Genomic DNA, 14,947 nt, shown 5'->3' on the forward strand with positions numbered 1-14,947 from the left:
GCACCCCCGGACGCCCGGACACCCCTGACCTCGATGCACCGCATCCCCGACCTCACGCTCGCCAACCCGCGGGCGGACCGGGTCAAGCAGGTCAGGGCGCTGTCCGGGCGTCCTGCGCGTTCCAGGCACGGCCAGTTCCTCGTCGAGGGACCCCAGGGCGTCCGCGAGGCCGTGCGGCACGCCTCGCAGGACGTCCGCGACGTGTACCTCACCGAGGCCGCCGCCGCCCGGTACGACGAGATCCTCGCCGCAGCCCTCGACGCGGGCATGCGGGTCCACGTCGGCACGCCCGAGGTGCTGGACGCGATGAGCTCCGACGCGCAGGGCGTCCTGGCGGTCGTCCGGGCCCGGTCGTGGCCGCTGCCCGACGCGCTCGGCACGCTCGCCACCTCCCGGCGGGAGGCGGGCCGTCCCCTGCTGGTCGCCGTGCTCGCCACCGTGCGCGACCCCGGCAACGCGGGCACGGTGATCCGCGCCGCGGACGCCGCGGGCGCGGACCTCGTGGTCCTCGCGGGCGAGAGCGTCGACGTGCACAACCCCAAGGTGGTCCGTTCGACCGCGGGCTCGCTGTTCCACCTGCCCGTCGTGACGGGGCCGACCCTCGCCGAGACGGTCGCCGCCGTGCGCGAGGCCGGCTGCACGGTCCTGGCGGCCGACGGCGCCGGCGACCTCGACCTCGACGAGCTCGGCGACGTGGCGGGCCCGGCCGCGGACCGCGCCGCGGGCGTCCCGGACCTCGCCGCGTCCACCGCGTGGGTGTTCGGCAACGAGGCGTGGGGTCTGCCCGCAGCGGACCGCGCCCTGGCCGACGCCGTCGTGCGCGTCCCGATCCGGGGCCGCGCCGAGTCGCTGAACCTCGCCACCGCGGCGACCGTCTGCCTCTACGCCTCCGGTCGCGCCCAGCGCTGACGGACGCGGCCGCTAGCATCGCGGCGTGCGTCTCTTCTCGGCGGTCTACCCGTCCCCGGAGTCCCTCACCCACCTCGACGGCGCGCTCGGCGGCGTCGGCGGCCCGGCCGTCGCGGACCCGGGAACCGGGCTGCGCTGGGTGCCGCGCGAGCAGCGGCACGTCACCCTCGCTTTCCACGGCGAGGTCCCCGACGGTGCGGTCGACGGCTACGTCGACGCGCTCGGCGACGCCGTGGCCGACGTCGGGCCCTTCGACCTCGCCCTGGCGGGCAGCGGCACGTTCTCCGGCCGCACGCTGTGGGTCGGCGTCGGCGGTGACGTCGACGCCCTGCGTTCCCTCGCCCGGCGCGTCGACGACGCCGCCGCGGACGCGGGCGTGTCCGGCACGGACCGGGTGGCGGGGCGACCCCACCTCACCGTCGCGCGGGCCTCGGCGTCCGTCGTCGGTGCGGACCGGGCGCGCGAGCGTCGTCGGCGACGCCGGGGCGAGCCGGAGCAGGAGCCCGCGTCGCCGTTCGGCCGGTGGGCGCACGCCCTGGCGGTGTACCGGGGACCGGGGTGGACGGTCGGGGAGGTCCTCGTGGTCGCCTCGCGTCTCGGCGAGGGCCGCTCGGGCGGTCCGGCGCACGAGGTGGTGGCCCGCGCGGCCCTGCCCGGGCACCTAGACTGACCCTGCCGCCCCACCGACCCTCCAGGAAGGCCCGCATGTCCGCGCCCGCACCACTTCCCGACCCGCTGGACGTCGCCGCGCTCGACGCGGCCGTCGACGCCGCGCTGGCCGACGTCGCCGCGGCGTCGGACCTCGACGCCCTCAAGGACGTCCGCACCCGCCACACGGGCGACCGCAGCGCGCTGGCGCTGGCGAACCGCGCGATCGGCGCGCTGCCCGGCCCGGACAAGGCGCAGGCGGGCAAGAACGTCGGCCCGCGCCGGGCCCGGCTCAACCAGGCCCTCGCCGCCCGGCAGACGGAGCTGGAGGCGGAGCGCGACGCGCGCGTGCTGGTCACCGAGACGGTCGACGTCACCCTGCCGACCGACCGGGTCGCGCGCGGTGCGCGGCACCCGATCGAGCTGGTCCAGGAGCGGGTCGCGGACTTCTTCGTGGGGCTCGGCTGGGAGATCGCGGACGGTCCCGAGGTCGAGGCCGAGTGGTTCAACTTCGACGCGCTGAACTTCGGTCCGGACCACCCGGCGCGGCAGATGCAGGACACGTTCTACGCGCAGTCCCCGGCGGGCGAGCCGAACAACCTCGTCCTGCGCACGCACACGTCCCCGGTGCAGGCCCGCTCGATGCTGTCGCGGGGGGCGCCGCTGTACGTCGCCGTGCCGGGCAAGACGTTCCGCACGGACGCCCTGGACGCGACGCACACGCCGGTGTTCCACCAGGTCGAGGGACTCGCGGTCGACAAGGGCCTGACGATGGCGAACCTCGTGGGCACCCTCGACGCGTTCGCGCGGGCGATGTTCGGGCCGGAGGCGAGGACGCGGCTGCGCCCGGCGTTCTTCCCCTTCACGGAGCCGAGCGCCGAGATGGACCTGTGGTTCCCGCAGAAGAAGGGCGGCGCGGGCTGGATCGAGTGGGGCGGCTGCGGCATGGTCCACCCGAACGTCCTGCGGGCCGCCGGGGTGGACCCCGAGGAGTACTCGGGCTTCGCCTTCGGGATGGGGATCGAGCGCACGCTGATGCTGCGCCACTCCATCGCTGACATGCACGACATCGTGGAGGGCGACGTGCGCTTCTCCTCGCAGTTCGGGACGGAGATCTGATGCCCCGCATCGTTGCCGACTGGCTGGCCGACCACGTCGAGCTGCCGGCGGACCTGACCACGGAGCAGCTCGCGGCGGACTTCGTGCGCGTCGGCCTGGAGGAGGAGGAGATCCACCCGGCGGCCGTCACCGGTCCGCTGGTGGTGGGTCGCGTCCTGGCCATGACGCCGGAGCCGCAGAAGAACGGCAAGACGATCAACTGGTGCCTGGTCGACGTCGGCCCGGAGCACAACGCGACGCAGGTCAAGGGCGTCGACGACGCCGACGTGCCGGCCGGCGGTGCGCGCGGCGTCGTGTGCGGCGCGCACAACTTCGGCGTCGGCGACCTCGTCGTGGTGTCGCTGCCGGGCGTTGTGCTGCCCGGCGGGTTCGCCATCGCGGCCCGCAAGACGTACGGCCACGTGTCGGACGGCATGATCTGCTCGGTGCGCGAGCTCGGCATCGGCGACGACCACGACGGCATCCTCGTGCTCACCCGTGCCGGGTTCGCCGAGGCGGACCTCACGCCCGGCCAGTCGGCCACCGAGCTGCTGGGCCTCGGTGACGAGGTGCTCGAGATCAACGTGACCCCGGACCGCGGGTACGCGTTCAGCTACCGGGGCGTGGCGCGCGAGTACGCGCACTCCACCGGCGCGACGTTCACGGACAAGGGTCTGCCCACGGGCGCCGAGCCCGCCGCGACGCCGAACGGGTTCGTCGTCGAGGTGGACGACGCCGCGCCGATCGACGGCCGCGTCGGCTGCGACCGGTTCGTCACCCGCGTCGTGCGCGGGATCGACCCGGCGGCACCGACCCCGGCGTGGATGAAGCGTCGCCTCGAGGGGTCGGGCATGCGCTCGATCTCGTTGGCCGTGGACGTGACGAACTACGTCATGCTCGACCTCGGGCAGCCGCTGCACGCCTACGACCTCGCCCAGGTGGCGGCCCCTGTCGTGGTGCGTCGCGCGACGGCGGGTGAGCGGCTGACGACGCTGGACGACGTCGACCGCGCCCTGGACGTCCAGGACCTGCTCATCACGGACTCGCCGGACGGTGCGCGCGGTGCGCGCGTGCTGGGGCTCGCGGGCGTCATGGGCGGTGCGTCGTCCGAGGTCTCGGCCACGACGACGGACGTGCTGGTCGAGGCCGCGCACTTCGACCCGGTGAGCGTGGCTCGCACGGCCCGCCGCCACAAGCTGCCCTCCGAGGCGGCCAAGCGCTTCGAGCGCGGCGTGGACCCGCGGCTCCCGGCGGTGGCGGCGCAGCGCGTCGTCGACCTCCTCGTGGAGCTGGCGGGCGGCACCGCGGACACCGCGGTGAGCGATCTCGACACGACGACGGCGCCCGCGCCGATCACGTTCGACGTCACGCTCCCGGCGCGCACGGCGGGCGTGCCGTACACCCGCGAGCAGGTCGTCGGCACGCTCGGCGAGATCGGCTGCACGGTGGCGGACGTCGAGGGTGCCGGCGACGGCCTGCTCGTCGAGGTGACGCCGCCGTCCTGGCGGCCGGACCTCACCGAGCCCGCGACGCTGGTCGAGGAGGTCGTGCGGATCGTCGGCTACGACCAGATCCCGTCGGTCCTGCCCGCCGCGCCGGGCGGTCGCGGCCTGACCCCGGAGCAGCGCACGCGCCGCTCGGTGGCCCGCGCCCTGGCGGACGCCGGGCTGGTCGAGGTGCTGTCGTACCCGTTCGTGGGCCAGGCGGACCTGGACGCCCTCGGGCTGCCCGCCGACGACGCGCGCCGCACGGCCCTGCGCCTGGCGAACCCCATCGCGGACGACCGCCCCCTGATGCGCACGAGCGTGCTCGTGACGCTGCTGGACACCGCGCGCCGCAACGTGGCGCGCGGTCTGGACGACGTCGCGGTCTTCGAGCTCGGTCTGGTGACGCACCCGGCACCGGACGCCCCGGCGGCCCCGCAGCTGCCGGTAGGGGTGCGGCCGAGCGCGGCCGACCTGGCCGCGCTCGACGCCGCGGTCCCGCCCCAGCCGCGCCAGGTGGCCGGGGTGCTCTCGGGGAATCGCGTGCCCGCCGGCTGGTGGGGCGCGGGACGCCCGGCCGACTGGACGGACGCCCTGGCGGCCGCGCGGACGGTCGCCGAGGTGGCGGGCGTCGAGGTGGTCGTGGCCAACGACGCCGAGCGGATGCCGTGGCACCCCGGTCGCTGCGCGCGGATCGCGACGACGGACGGCCGGGTCGTCGGTCACGCCGGCGAGCTGCACCCCAAGGTCGTCGAGGCGCTCGGCCTGCCCGCGCGGACGGCGGCGTTCGAGCTCGACCTGTCGCTCCTCGTCGAGGCGGCGGGCGGCGAGCCGGTCGCGGCGCGCCCGGTGTCCGCGTTCCCGGCGGCGAAGGAGGACTTCGCGTTCGTCGTGGACGCCGCGGTCCCCGCGGCCGAGGTCGAGGCCGCGGTCGTGGCCGGCGCCGGGGAGCTGCTGGAGGACGTCCGCCTGTTCGACGTCTTCACGGGCACCCAGGTGGGCGAGGGCAAGAAGTCCCTGGCGTACTCGCTGCGCCTGCGCGCGGCCGACCGCACGCTGTCCGCCGACGACGTGCGCGGGGTGCGCGACGGCGTCGTGAAGGCCGCCGCCGAGCGCGTGGGGGCGGTCCTGCGTGGCTGACGCCGTGGACGCACCGGCGACGGTCGACACGGTGCGGCCCGCCCGCACGGCGCTGGTGACGGGCGCGACCCGCGGCATCGGCCGTGCGGTCGCGCTCGGCCTGGCGCGCGCAGGCCTGGACGTGGCGCTGCTGGCCCGTGACGAGGCGCTGCTCGGCTCGGTCGCGGACGAGGTCGGCGCGATCGGGCGGCGGGCCGTCGTGCTGCCCTGCGACGTCACCGACGTCCCGGGGGTGGCGGCCGCGGTGCGGCTCGCCGAGTCCCCGGTCGCCGAGGGCGGCCTGGGCGGCGTGGACCTGCTGGTCAACAACGCCGGCCGCATCGACGCCGAGGTCCCCGCCTGGGAGGCCGACGTCGACGAGTGGTGGCAGGTCATGGAGACCAACGTCCGTGGCCCGTTCCTGCTCGTGCGCCACGTGGTGCCGGGCATGCTCGCCCGGGGTGGCGGGCGCGTGATCGACCTCAACAGCGGGTCGGGCTCGCACGACATGACGGTGTCGAGCGCCTACAACCTGTCCAAGACGGCCCTCATGCGGCTGGGGCACCACCTGCACGCCGCGGGTCACGACCAGGAGCTGCGCACCCTCGAGCTCGCGCCGGGCGTCGTCACCACCGACATGACGGCCGCGATGCGCATGCACGAGGGTCGCACCGAGTGGACCCCCGTCGAGCGGACCGTGGACGTGGCGGTGGCGTTCGCGCGCGGCGAGCTCGACGCGTGCTCGGGCTGGTTCGTGCGCGTCTCCGACGACACCCCGGAGTCGCTGCGCGCCCTCGCGGCCCAGGCGGGTGACGTGGCGGCGCCCCGGCACCTGCGAGTGCTGCCCGCCGGTGACGCCGACCCGATGACGGACGTGCTCACCGGACGCTGACGCCGTCCGCACCGACAGCACGGGGCGCCCGGTCCGCACCGACCGGGCGCCCCGTCGTCGTCGGGCGGGTGCCGTCAGCGTCGCTCGTCGCGCCAGGCGACCCACTGCGCGGCGGTCGACAGGTCGTAGTCCGGCCCGTCGACGCCGATGGTGAGCAGCGTGGCCCCGGCGGCGAGGATCTCCTCGCCGGTCTCGGCGGGCGGGCCCTGCACCCCGACGGACCGCTCGACCAGCGTCGCGGTGTCGCGGCCGACGTCGGCGCCGTGGTCGTCGAGGATCGCGGACTTGCGGCGCAGGGTGGCGGCGTCGCCGAACGAGTGCCAGATGTCGGCGTGCTCCGCCACGAGGCGCAGCATCTTCTTCTCCCCGCCGCCGCCGATGAGCAGGGGGATCTCGCGGGTGGGGGCGGGGTTGCCGATCGCCGCACGGCGGCGGATGCGCGGCAGGGCCTCGGCGAGCGCCGCGATGCGGGAGCCGGCGGTGCCGAAGTCGTAGCCGAAGTGGTCGTAGTCCTTCTGGTTCCAGCCGGCGCCGATCCCGAGGATGAGGCGGCCGCCGGAGATGTGGTCGACGGTGCGGGCCATGTCGGCCAGGAGGTCGGGGTTGCGGTACCCGTTGCCGGTGACGAGCGCGCCGATCTCGACGCGCTCGGTCTGCTCGGCCCAGGCACCCAGCATCGTCCAGCACTCGAAGTGCTTGCCGTCGAGGTCTCCGGAGAGCGGGTAGAAGTGGTCCCAGTTGAAGACGACGTCGACGCCGAGGTCCTCGGCGCGCAGGACGGCGTCGCGGATGTTCGTGTAGTCGGCGTGCTGGGGCTGGAGCTGGACGGCGATGCGCACGGGGCGCGCGTCGGGGGAGGTCATGTCCTCCAACCTAGGCGTTGCGTCGGGCAACGGTGAAGACCCGCCGGAAGGTCAGCGGTGTGCCGTGGGGCGTCCGGGGGTACGCGGCGGACAGCTCGGCGGCGAGCTCGGTCTCGAACCGCGCCCGCAGGGTGGTGCCGTGCGCGGCGTCGTGGGCGTCGAGGGCGTGCAGCACCGGCTGTGCGCCGGTGGCGGAGATCCAGCGCAGCACGGGGTGGGTGCCGTCGTCGGTGTCGGGCAGGACGTGCGTGTAGGTGGTCTCCCAGGCGTCCACCTCCCAGCCGGGGCGGGCCAGGTCGGCGAGGTGGTCGGCGGGATCGCCCACGGCGCGCCGGTCGACGGGCCCGACGACGTCGGCGTACGGCGCGCGGGCCGCGACGGCGCGCAGCAGGACGTGGCTCGGGGCGTCGTGGTTGCCGGGGACGGAGAACGCGAGGGCGACCCGGGCGCGGTCGGCGAGGTCGGGCAGGAGCGCCCGGTATCCGGGCACCCACTGGAGGGTCGCGTTGGACACGACGAGGTCGGCGTCGTCGGTCACGCCGCCGGCGGCATGGTCGCGGACGTCGCCGAGCAGGTAGGTGCCGTCCGGGTCGTCGGCGCGGGCGCGCTCGATCATCGCGGGGGAGGAGTCGACGCCGACGACGTGCGCCGCGGGCCACCGGGCGCGCAGGACGCCGGTGAGGTGGCCGGGTCCGCACCCGAGGTCGACGACGGTCGCGACGTCGCCCGGGACGCGGGCGAGGAGCTCGGTGAACGGGCGCGAGCGCTCGTCGACGTACCGCAGGTAGTGCTCGGGGGACCAGTCGGCCATCACATCTCCCTTGATATCGAGTATCTCGACATCAAGATAGACGGTCAGGGGCGCAGCAGCACCTTGCCCGTCGTGGCGCGCCCCTCCAGCGCGCGGTGCGCCGCCGCGGCCTCGGCGAGGGGGAAGGTGGCGCCGACGCGGACGTCGAGGTCGCCGTCGGCGGCGGCCCGGAGCACCTCGCCCGCGCGCCACTCCAGCTCCGCCCGGGTGGCCGTGTAGTGCGCGAGGGTCGGGCGGGTGACGTAGAGCGACCCTCCGGAGTTGAGGCGCTGCGGGTCGAACGGCGGCACCTGCCCGGACGCGCCGCCGAACAGCACGAGCATGCCGCGGCGTCGCAGGGACGCCAGGGATGCGTCGAAGGTCGCGGCGCCGACGCCGTCGTAGACGACGTGCACGCCGTCGCCGTCGGTGAGGTCCCGCACGACGGCGGGCAGCTCGGTGGTGACGTCGTCCATGCGGGCGTAGTCGATGGTGTGCGCGGCGCCGGCGGCCGACGACAGGGCGGCCTTCTCGGGGGTGGAGACGGTGGTGATGACCCGGGCGCCGCGTGCGACGGCGAGCTGGGTGAGGAGCAGCCCGACGCCGCCGGCGCCGGCGTGCAGGAGGACGTCGTGGCCGGGGCCGACCTCGAACGTGGACGCCACGAGGTAGTGGGCGGTCATGCCCTGCAGGGGGAGCGCGGCGGCGGTGGTGAGGTCGAGGCCGTCGGGCACGCGGACGGCGTTCGCGGCGCGCACGACGGCCAGCTCGGCGTACGACCCGGGTGCGGCGTCCCAGGCGACGCGGTCGCCGATGGCGAACCCGGTCGTGTCGGCACCGACGGCCTCGACGACGCCGGCACCCTCGGACCCGACGACGTGCGGGAACTCCATGGGGTAGACGCCGGCGCGCCGGTAGGTGTCGATGAAGTTGACCCCGGCGGCGGCGACCCGCACGAGCAGGTCTCCGGGCCCGGGCGCGGGGTCGGGGAGCTCGACGGCTGACAGGACCTCGGGACCACCCGCGCTGCGGGCCACGACGGCGTGCATGTGTCCGAGACTAACCCGGTGCCACCACCCGCGACCGGCATGCGGAATAGATTCTGAGCACTCCGCATACGTATGTATAGTGGCGCCATGGCCAGCACACAGCAGCGACTCCGCGTCGCCGTCGCCGGGGCGTCCGGCTACGCGGGCGGTGAGTTCCTCCGGATCGCCGCCCGACACCCCCACCTCGAGATCGGGACGCTCACGGCGCACTCGAACGCGGGCAGCCGCCTGGGCGAGCTCCAGCCGCACCTGCGCGGGCTCGCCGACCGCGTCCTGCAGCCCACCACCGTCGAGGCGCTCGCGGGCCACGACGTCGTCGTGCTCGGCCTGCCCCACGGCGCCTCCGGGGAGATCGCGGCCCGGCTGCCCGACGACGTCCTCGTCCTCGACCTCGGTGCCGACCACCGGCTCGCCTCGGCCGGCGACTGGGAGGCGTTCTACGGCTCCCCGCACGCCGGGACCTGGCCCTACGGCCTGCCCGAGCTGCTCCACGCGGCCGCCGACGGCACGGTCACGACCCAGCGCGAGCACCTCGTCGGCGCCCGCCGGATCGCGGTGCCCGGCTGCAACGTCACCGCCGTCACGCTCGGCCTCCAGCCGGGAGTCGCCGCCGGGCTCGTCAGCCCCCTCGACGTCGTCGCGGTGCTCGCCAACGGCTACTCCGGCGCGGGCAAGGCGCTCAAGCCGCACCTGCTCGCCGCGGAGGGCCTCGGCGCCGCCGCCCCGTACGCCGTGGGCGGCACCCACCGGCACATCCCGGAGATCGCGCAGAACCTGCGCGTCGCCGGAGCCGCGGGCGTGACGATCAGCTTCACCCCGACGCTCGTGCCGATGTCGCGCGGCATCCTCGCGACCGTCACCGCGCGCCTCGCACCCGGGCACGAGACCGCGAGCGCCGCGGACGTCCGGGCCGTGTGGGAGCAGGCGTACGCGGCCGAGCCGTTCGTCGACCTGCTGCCCGACGGGCAGTGGCCCACGACGGCCGCGACGCTCGGCGCGAACACCGCGCTCGTGCAGGTGGCGCTCGACGCGGCCGCGGGCCGGGTCGTGACGGTCACCGCGCTCGACAACCTCGTCAAGGGCACCGCCGGTCAGGCCGTGCAGGCGATGAACCTCGCCCTCGGCCTGCCGGAGTCGGCCGGCCTCGTCACCGAAGGAGTGGCCCCGTGAGCGTCACCACCCCCCGTGGGTTCCGGGCGGCCGGTGTCGCCGCCGGCCTGAAGTCGACCGGTGCGCGCGACGTCGCGCTGGTGGTCAACGACGGACCGCTGGCCACGGCCGCGGCCGTGCTGACCTCGAACCGCGTGCAGGCGGCGCCGGTGCTGTGGACGCGCCAGGCGGTGTCGGACGGCGCGGCACGCGTCGTGGTGCTCAACTCGGGCGGTGCGAACGCGTGCACGGGGCCGGAGGGCTTCGCGGACACGCACCACACGGCCGAGCACGTCGCGGACGCCGTGAGCGCGGCGGGCTCGGACGGGTGGGACGAGGTGGGCGCGGGCGACGTGCTGGTGTGCTCCACGGGCCTCATCGGGCTGCGCCTCGACATGCCGGCGCTGCTCGCGGGGGTCGACGCCGCCGCGCTGGCGCTGGCCGCCGACGGCGGGGACGCCGCCGCGCACGCCATCATGACGACCGACACGGTGGCCAAGCAGGCCGTCGCGCAGCGCGACGGCTGGAGCGTCGGCGGCATGGCCAAGGGTGCGGGCATGCTCGCGCCAGGTCTGGCGACGATGCTGTCGGTGGTGACGACGGACGCCGTGGTCGACGCGGCGACCGCCGACGCGGCCCTGCGGGCCGCGACGGGGTCGACGTTCGACCGGGTCGACTCCGACGGCTGCATGTCGACCAACGACACCGTGATCCTGCTCGCCTCGGGCGCGTCGGGTGTCGAGGTCTCCCTCGACGAGCTCACGGGGGCGGTGACCGAGGTGTGCGCGTCGCTCGCCCGCGCCCTGGTCGCGGACGCCGAGGGCGCGAGCCACGACGTCGCCGTCACGGTGCGCGGCGCGACGACCGAGGCCGCGGCGGTCGCCGTGGCCCGCGCGGTGACGCGGTCCAACCTGTTCAAGGCGGCGATCTTCGGCAACGACCCCAACTGGGGTCGCATCGTGTCCGCGGTGGGCACGGTCCCCGCCGACGTCGCGCCGTTCGACCCGCTGACCCTGGACGTGACGGTCAACGGCGTCCAGGTGTGCCGGGGCCTGGGCGTGGGCGAGCCGCGCGAGCTCGTCGACCTCGCCGCGGAGCGCGAGGTGCGCGTGGAGGTCGACCTGCACGCCGGGGACGCCTCGGCGACGGTCTGGACCAACGACCTCACGCACGACTACGTCCACGAGAACAGCGCGTACTCCTCATGAGCGAGCAGACGGCCGGCACCGGCATCGACCCCGACTTCCGCTTCGACACGCGGGTGGACCTGCGCCCCGACCAGAAGGCCGAGGTGCTCATCGAGGCCCTGCCGTGGCTGCAGGAGTTCGCGGGCGCCCTCGTCGTGGTGAAGTACGGCGGGAACGCGATGATCGACGACGAGCTCAAGGCGGCGTTCGCGCAGGACATGGTGTTCCTGCGCCAGGTCGGCCTGCGGCCGGTCGTGGTGCACGGCGGCGGCCCGCAGATCTCGGCCATGCTGGACCGGGTCGGCATCGACTCCGAGTTCCGCGGCGGCCTGCGCGTCACCACGCCGGAGGCGATGGACGTGGTGCGGATGGTGCTGGTGGGCCAGGTGCAGCGGGAGCTCGTGGGGCTCCTCAACGCGCACGCACCCCGGGCCGTGGGGCTGTCGGGCGAGGACGCCGGGCTGTTCGGCGCGGTGCGCCGGCACGCTGTCGTCGACGGCGAGCCGGTCGACGTGGGCCTGGTCGGCGACGTCGTGCACGTCAACCCGTCGGCGGTGCTCGACCTGCTGGCCGCGGGGCGCATCCCGGTCGTGTCCACCGTGGCGCCCGACGCGGACGACCCGACCCAGGTCCTCAACGTCAATGCGGACACCGCGGCCGCGGCGCTCGCGGTGGCGCTGGGCGCGAAGAAGCTCATCGTGCTCACCGACGTCGAGGGCCTGTACACGAGCTGGCCGGACCGGACCTCGCTGGTGGAGCAGATCGGCGCGGGCGACCTCGCGGCGCTCCTGCCGAGCCTGAGCGCCGGGATGGTGCCCAAGATGGAGGCCTGCCTGCGGGCGGTGCAGGGCGGGGTGCCGCGCGCGTCCGTCATCGACGGCCGCCAGGCGCACTCGGTGCTGCTGGAGGTCTTCACCACCCGGGGCAACGGCACGATGGTCGTCCCCGACCACGCCGCCGCCGCCGCGCACGACCCGCAGGACGACCCGACGGAGGCCCCCGCATGACCGACGTGACGACCCGCACCGAGCTGTCCTCGGACGCCTGGACGCAGGCGTACTCCCGGTCCGTGATGGACACGTTCGGCCCGCCGCAGCGCGTCCTGGTGCGTGGCGAGGGCGCGTACGTGTGGGACGCCGACGGCAAGCGGTACCTCGACCTGCTCGCGGGGATCGCGGTGAACGCCCTCGGGCACGCCCACCCGACCCTCACCGCGGCGGTCAGCGCGCAGCTGGGCACGCTGGGGCACGTGTCGAACTTCTTCGGCACGCCCACGCAGATCACCCTGGCCGAGCGGCTGCTGCAGCTGGCCGGCGCCCCCGACGGCTCCCGCGTGTTCTTCACCAACTCGGGCACGGAGGCGAACGAGGCGGCGTTCAAGATGGTCCGTCGCACGGGCGCGCCGCGCGTGCTCGCCCTCGACGGCGGGTTCCACGGCCGCACGATGGGGGCGCTGGCCCTCACCGCGAAGGCCGCCTACCGGGAGCCGTTCGAGCCGCTGCCCGGCGGGGTCGAGCACCTGCCGTTCGGCGACACCGACGCCCTGGTCGAGGCGTTCTCGCCGGCGGCAGTCGCCGAGCGCGGCGCGGTCGGCGGGTTGGTCGTCGAGCCGGTCCAGGGCGAGGCGGGGGTGCGCGAGCTCCCCGCCGGGTACCTGGCGCTGGCCCGCCGCCTGACCGCCGACGCGGGCGCCCTCCTCGTCCTGGACGAGGTCCAGACGGGCGTCGGGCGCACCGGGCACTGGTTCGCCCACCAGGACCCGGAGGTCGGCGGCGGGGTCGTGCCCGACGTCGTCACCCTCGCCAAGGGGCTCGGCGGCGGCTTCCCCGTGGGCGCCGTCGTGGCGTACGGCGAGCACGCGGCCACCCTGCTCGGCCGCGGCCAGCACGGCACCACCTTCGGGGGCAACCCCGTGGCCGCCGCCGCGGCGCTCGCCACCCTCGCCGTCATCGAGCGCGACCGGCTGCTCGCCCACGTGGTCGAGGTCGGCGAGACCCTGCGCCGCGCGATCGAGGCCGGCGGCAACCCGCTCGTGACCGGCGTGCGCGGCCGCGGCCTGCTGCTCGCGGTCCAGCTCGCCCGCCCCGTCGCGGCCGAGGTCGCGGCCGCGGCGCTGGAGGCCGGGTTCGTCGTCAACGCCGTCGCGCCCGACGCCGTCCGCCTCGCCCCGCCGCTGATCCTCACCACCGACCAGGCCCTCGACGCCGCCCGGTTCTTCGCCGGCGTCACCGTCCCCGACCCGGAGCACTGACATGCCTCGCCACTTCCTGCGCGACGACGACCTCACCCCCGCCGAGCAGCGCGAGGTCCTCGAGCTGGCCTGGGCCTTCCACGAGGACCGGTTCCTGCGGGCCCCGCTGTCGGGCCCGCGGGCCGTCGCCCTCGTCTTCGACAAGCCGACGCTGCGCACCCAGGTGTCGTTCTCCGTGGGCGTCGCCGAGCTCGGCGGGTTCCCGCTCGTGGTCGACGGCCGCCTCGCCCAGGTGGGCGTGCGCGAGTCCGTGCCCGACGTCACCCGCGTGCTCGACCGCCAGGTCGCCGCGATCGTGTGGCGCACCTTCGGCCAGGACCGCCTCGAGGAGATGGCCGCCGTGTCGCGCGTGCCGGTCGTCAACGCGCTCACCGACGACTTCCACCCGTGCCAGATCCTCGCGGACCTGCTCACCGTCGCCCAGCACCACGGCGGTCTCGGCGGTCTCGCCGGGCAGCGGTTCGCCTACGTCGGCGACGCCGCGAACAACATGGCCGCGTCCTACCTGCTCGGCGGCGCGACGGCCGGGATGCACGTCGTCGTCGCCGGCCCCGAGGGCTACCTGCCGCCCGCCGCGATCGTCGCCCGCGCCGAGGAGATCGCCGCGACGACCGGCGGCTCCGTCACCGTCACCACCGACGCCCGCGCGGCCGTGACCGGCGCGGACGTCGTCGCCGCGGACACGTGGGTGTCGATGGGGGACGAGGACGAGGCCGCCGACCGGCTCGCCGCGCTCGCCGACCACCAGGTCGACGCCGGCCTCATGGCGCTCGCCGCACCCGACGCGATCTTCCTGCACTGCCTGCCCGCCTACCGCGGCAAGGAGGTCACCGCCGAGGTGATCGACGGCCCCCAGTCCGTCGTGTGGGACGAGGCGGAGAACCGGCTGCACGCCCAGAAGGCCGTCCTGACGTTCCTCCTGGAGCACCGGTGAGCGCCCCCGCGGCCGGCGCGCCGTCGACCAAGGCGGCCCGCCACGCCCGCATCGTCGAGATCGTGCGCCGCACCGCCATCCACTCCCAGGCCGAGCTCGCCCGGGCGCTCGCCGACGAGGGCGTCACCGTCACCCAGGGCACGCTCTCGCGCGACCTCGTCGAGCTGCGCGCCGAGAAGGTGCGCAGCGCCGCCGGCCCGCTCGTCTACGCGGTGCCCGGCGAGGGCGGCGACCGCAGCGTCCAGGCCGCGGGCGTCGGCGGGCTCGACACCGGCTACCTCGCGGCCCGGCTCGCCCGGCTGTGCGCCGACCTGCTCGTGTCCGCCGAGGCGTCCGGCAACCAGGTGGTGCTGCGCACCCCGCCCGGCGCCGCGAACTACCTGGCGTCCGCCATCGACCACTCCGTGTTCCCCGGGGTGCTGGGCTGCCTCGCCGGGGACGACACGATCCTCGTGATCTCCCGCGACCCCGCCGGCGGCGAGGACCTCGCGCGCCGCTTCCTCGAGCTCACCGCGTCCCACGACGCCTGAGCCTGCAAGACTCGACCCGTACGCACCACAAGGAAGAGAAGAAC

14 protein-coding genes are annotated in these 14,947 nt (G+C 75.5%); 11 read left to right on the forward strand and 3 right to left on the reverse strand.

The window, feature by feature from the left end:
• The first annotated feature begins 33 nt into the window (after positions 1-33).
• From ATJ88_RS07805 to ATJ88_RS07825, 5 genes are read left to right on the forward strand one after another with little or no spacing between them, the layout of a single operon-like run.
• Positions 34-909, forward strand: coding sequence for a TrmH family RNA methyltransferase (locus ATJ88_RS07805; protein ID WP_098463338.1), 876 nt, complete (start codon positions 34-36; stop codon positions 907-909).
• A 25-nt stretch (positions 910-934) separates the two neighbouring features.
• Entirely contained in the window at positions 935-1,579 is a 645-nt protein-coding gene (gene thpR / locus ATJ88_RS07810) for an RNA 2',3'-cyclic phosphodiesterase (protein ID WP_098463339.1), read from the forward strand.
• Positions 1,580-1,614: 35 nt separating this feature from the next.
• Positions 1,615-2,676, forward strand: coding sequence for a phenylalanine--tRNA ligase subunit alpha (pheS, locus tag ATJ88_RS07815; protein WP_098463340.1), 1,062 nt, complete (start codon positions 1,615-1,617; stop codon positions 2,674-2,676).
• Positions 2,676-5,279 carry a phenylalanine--tRNA ligase subunit beta gene (pheT, locus tag ATJ88_RS07820; protein WP_098463341.1) on the forward strand — a complete coding sequence of 868 codons (2,604 nt, stop codon included), beginning with the start codon at positions 2,676-2,678 and terminating at the stop codon, positions 5,277-5,279. The genes pheS and pheT overlap by 1 nt, the downstream gene beginning before the upstream one ends.
• The gene (locus ATJ88_RS07825; RefSeq protein WP_245852230.1) at positions 5,272-6,150 is read left to right on the forward strand and encodes an SDR family NAD(P)-dependent oxidoreductase; all 879 of its coding nucleotides are present in this window, start codon (positions 5,272-5,274) and stop codon (positions 6,148-6,150) included. The genes pheT and ATJ88_RS07825 overlap by 8 nt, the downstream gene beginning before the upstream one ends.
• Positions 6,151-6,224: 74 nt before the next feature.
• Here ATJ88_RS07825 and ATJ88_RS07830 read toward each other — a convergent pair whose 3' ends face one another.
• From ATJ88_RS07830 to ATJ88_RS07840, 3 genes are read right to left on the reverse strand one after another with little or no spacing between them, the layout of a single operon-like run.
• Positions 6,225-7,013, reverse strand: coding sequence for an LLM class F420-dependent oxidoreductase (locus tag ATJ88_RS07830; protein ID WP_098463342.1), 789 nt, complete (start codon positions 7,011-7,013; stop codon positions 6,225-6,227).
• Between the two features lie 10 nt (positions 7,014-7,023).
• Positions 7,024-7,824 (reverse strand): methyltransferase domain-containing protein, encoded by an 801-nt coding sequence (locus ATJ88_RS07835; protein WP_098463343.1) that lies wholly within the window; start codon positions 7,822-7,824, stop codon positions 7,024-7,026.
• Positions 7,825-7,868: 44 nt separating this feature from the next.
• Positions 7,869-8,852 (reverse strand): quinone oxidoreductase family protein, encoded by a 984-nt coding sequence (locus ATJ88_RS07840; protein ID WP_098463344.1) that lies wholly within the window; start codon positions 8,850-8,852, stop codon positions 7,869-7,871.
• Positions 8,853-8,939: 87 nt separating this feature from the next.
• Between ATJ88_RS07840 and argC the strand changes: the two genes are divergently transcribed.
• From argC to ATJ88_RS07870, 6 genes are read left to right on the forward strand one after another with little or no spacing between them, the layout of a single operon-like run.
• Entirely contained in the window at positions 8,940-10,022 is a 1,083-nt protein-coding gene (gene argC, locus ATJ88_RS07845; RefSeq protein ID WP_098463345.1) for an N-acetyl-gamma-glutamyl-phosphate reductase, read from the forward strand.
• Entirely contained in the window at positions 10,019-11,209 is a 1,191-nt protein-coding gene (gene argJ, locus ATJ88_RS07850; RefSeq protein WP_098463346.1) for a bifunctional glutamate N-acetyltransferase/amino-acid acetyltransferase ArgJ, read from the forward strand. Before argC ends, argJ begins: the two co-directional genes overlap by 4 nt.
• Positions 11,206-12,195, forward strand: a complete 990-nt coding sequence (gene argB, locus ATJ88_RS07855) for an acetylglutamate kinase (RefSeq protein WP_098463347.1) — start codon at positions 11,206-11,208, stop codon at positions 12,193-12,195. The genes argJ and argB overlap by 4 nt, the downstream gene beginning before the upstream one ends.
• Positions 12,192-13,439: an acetylornithine transaminase gene (locus tag ATJ88_RS07860; RefSeq protein ID WP_098463348.1), complete on the forward strand. Its 1,248-nt coding sequence runs from the start codon at positions 12,192-12,194 to the stop codon at positions 13,437-13,439. The genes argB and ATJ88_RS07860 overlap by 4 nt, the downstream gene beginning before the upstream one ends.
• 1 nt (position 13,440) lies before the next feature.
• Positions 13,441-14,373, forward strand: a complete 933-nt coding sequence (gene argF, locus ATJ88_RS07865) for an ornithine carbamoyltransferase (protein WP_098463349.1) — start codon at positions 13,441-13,443, stop codon at positions 14,371-14,373.
• On the forward strand, positions 14,370-14,903 hold the full coding sequence (locus ATJ88_RS07870; protein ID WP_098463350.1) for an arginine repressor: 534 nt from the start codon (positions 14,370-14,372) through the stop codon (positions 14,901-14,903). The genes argF and ATJ88_RS07870 overlap by 4 nt, the downstream gene beginning before the upstream one ends.
• The last annotated feature ends 44 nt before the right edge of the window (positions 14,904-14,947 follow it).

Source organism: Isoptericola jiangsuensis, from assembly GCF_002563715.1.
Classification (GTDB): Bacteria; Actinomycetota; Actinomycetes; order Actinomycetales; family Cellulomonadaceae; genus Isoptericola; species Isoptericola jiangsuensis.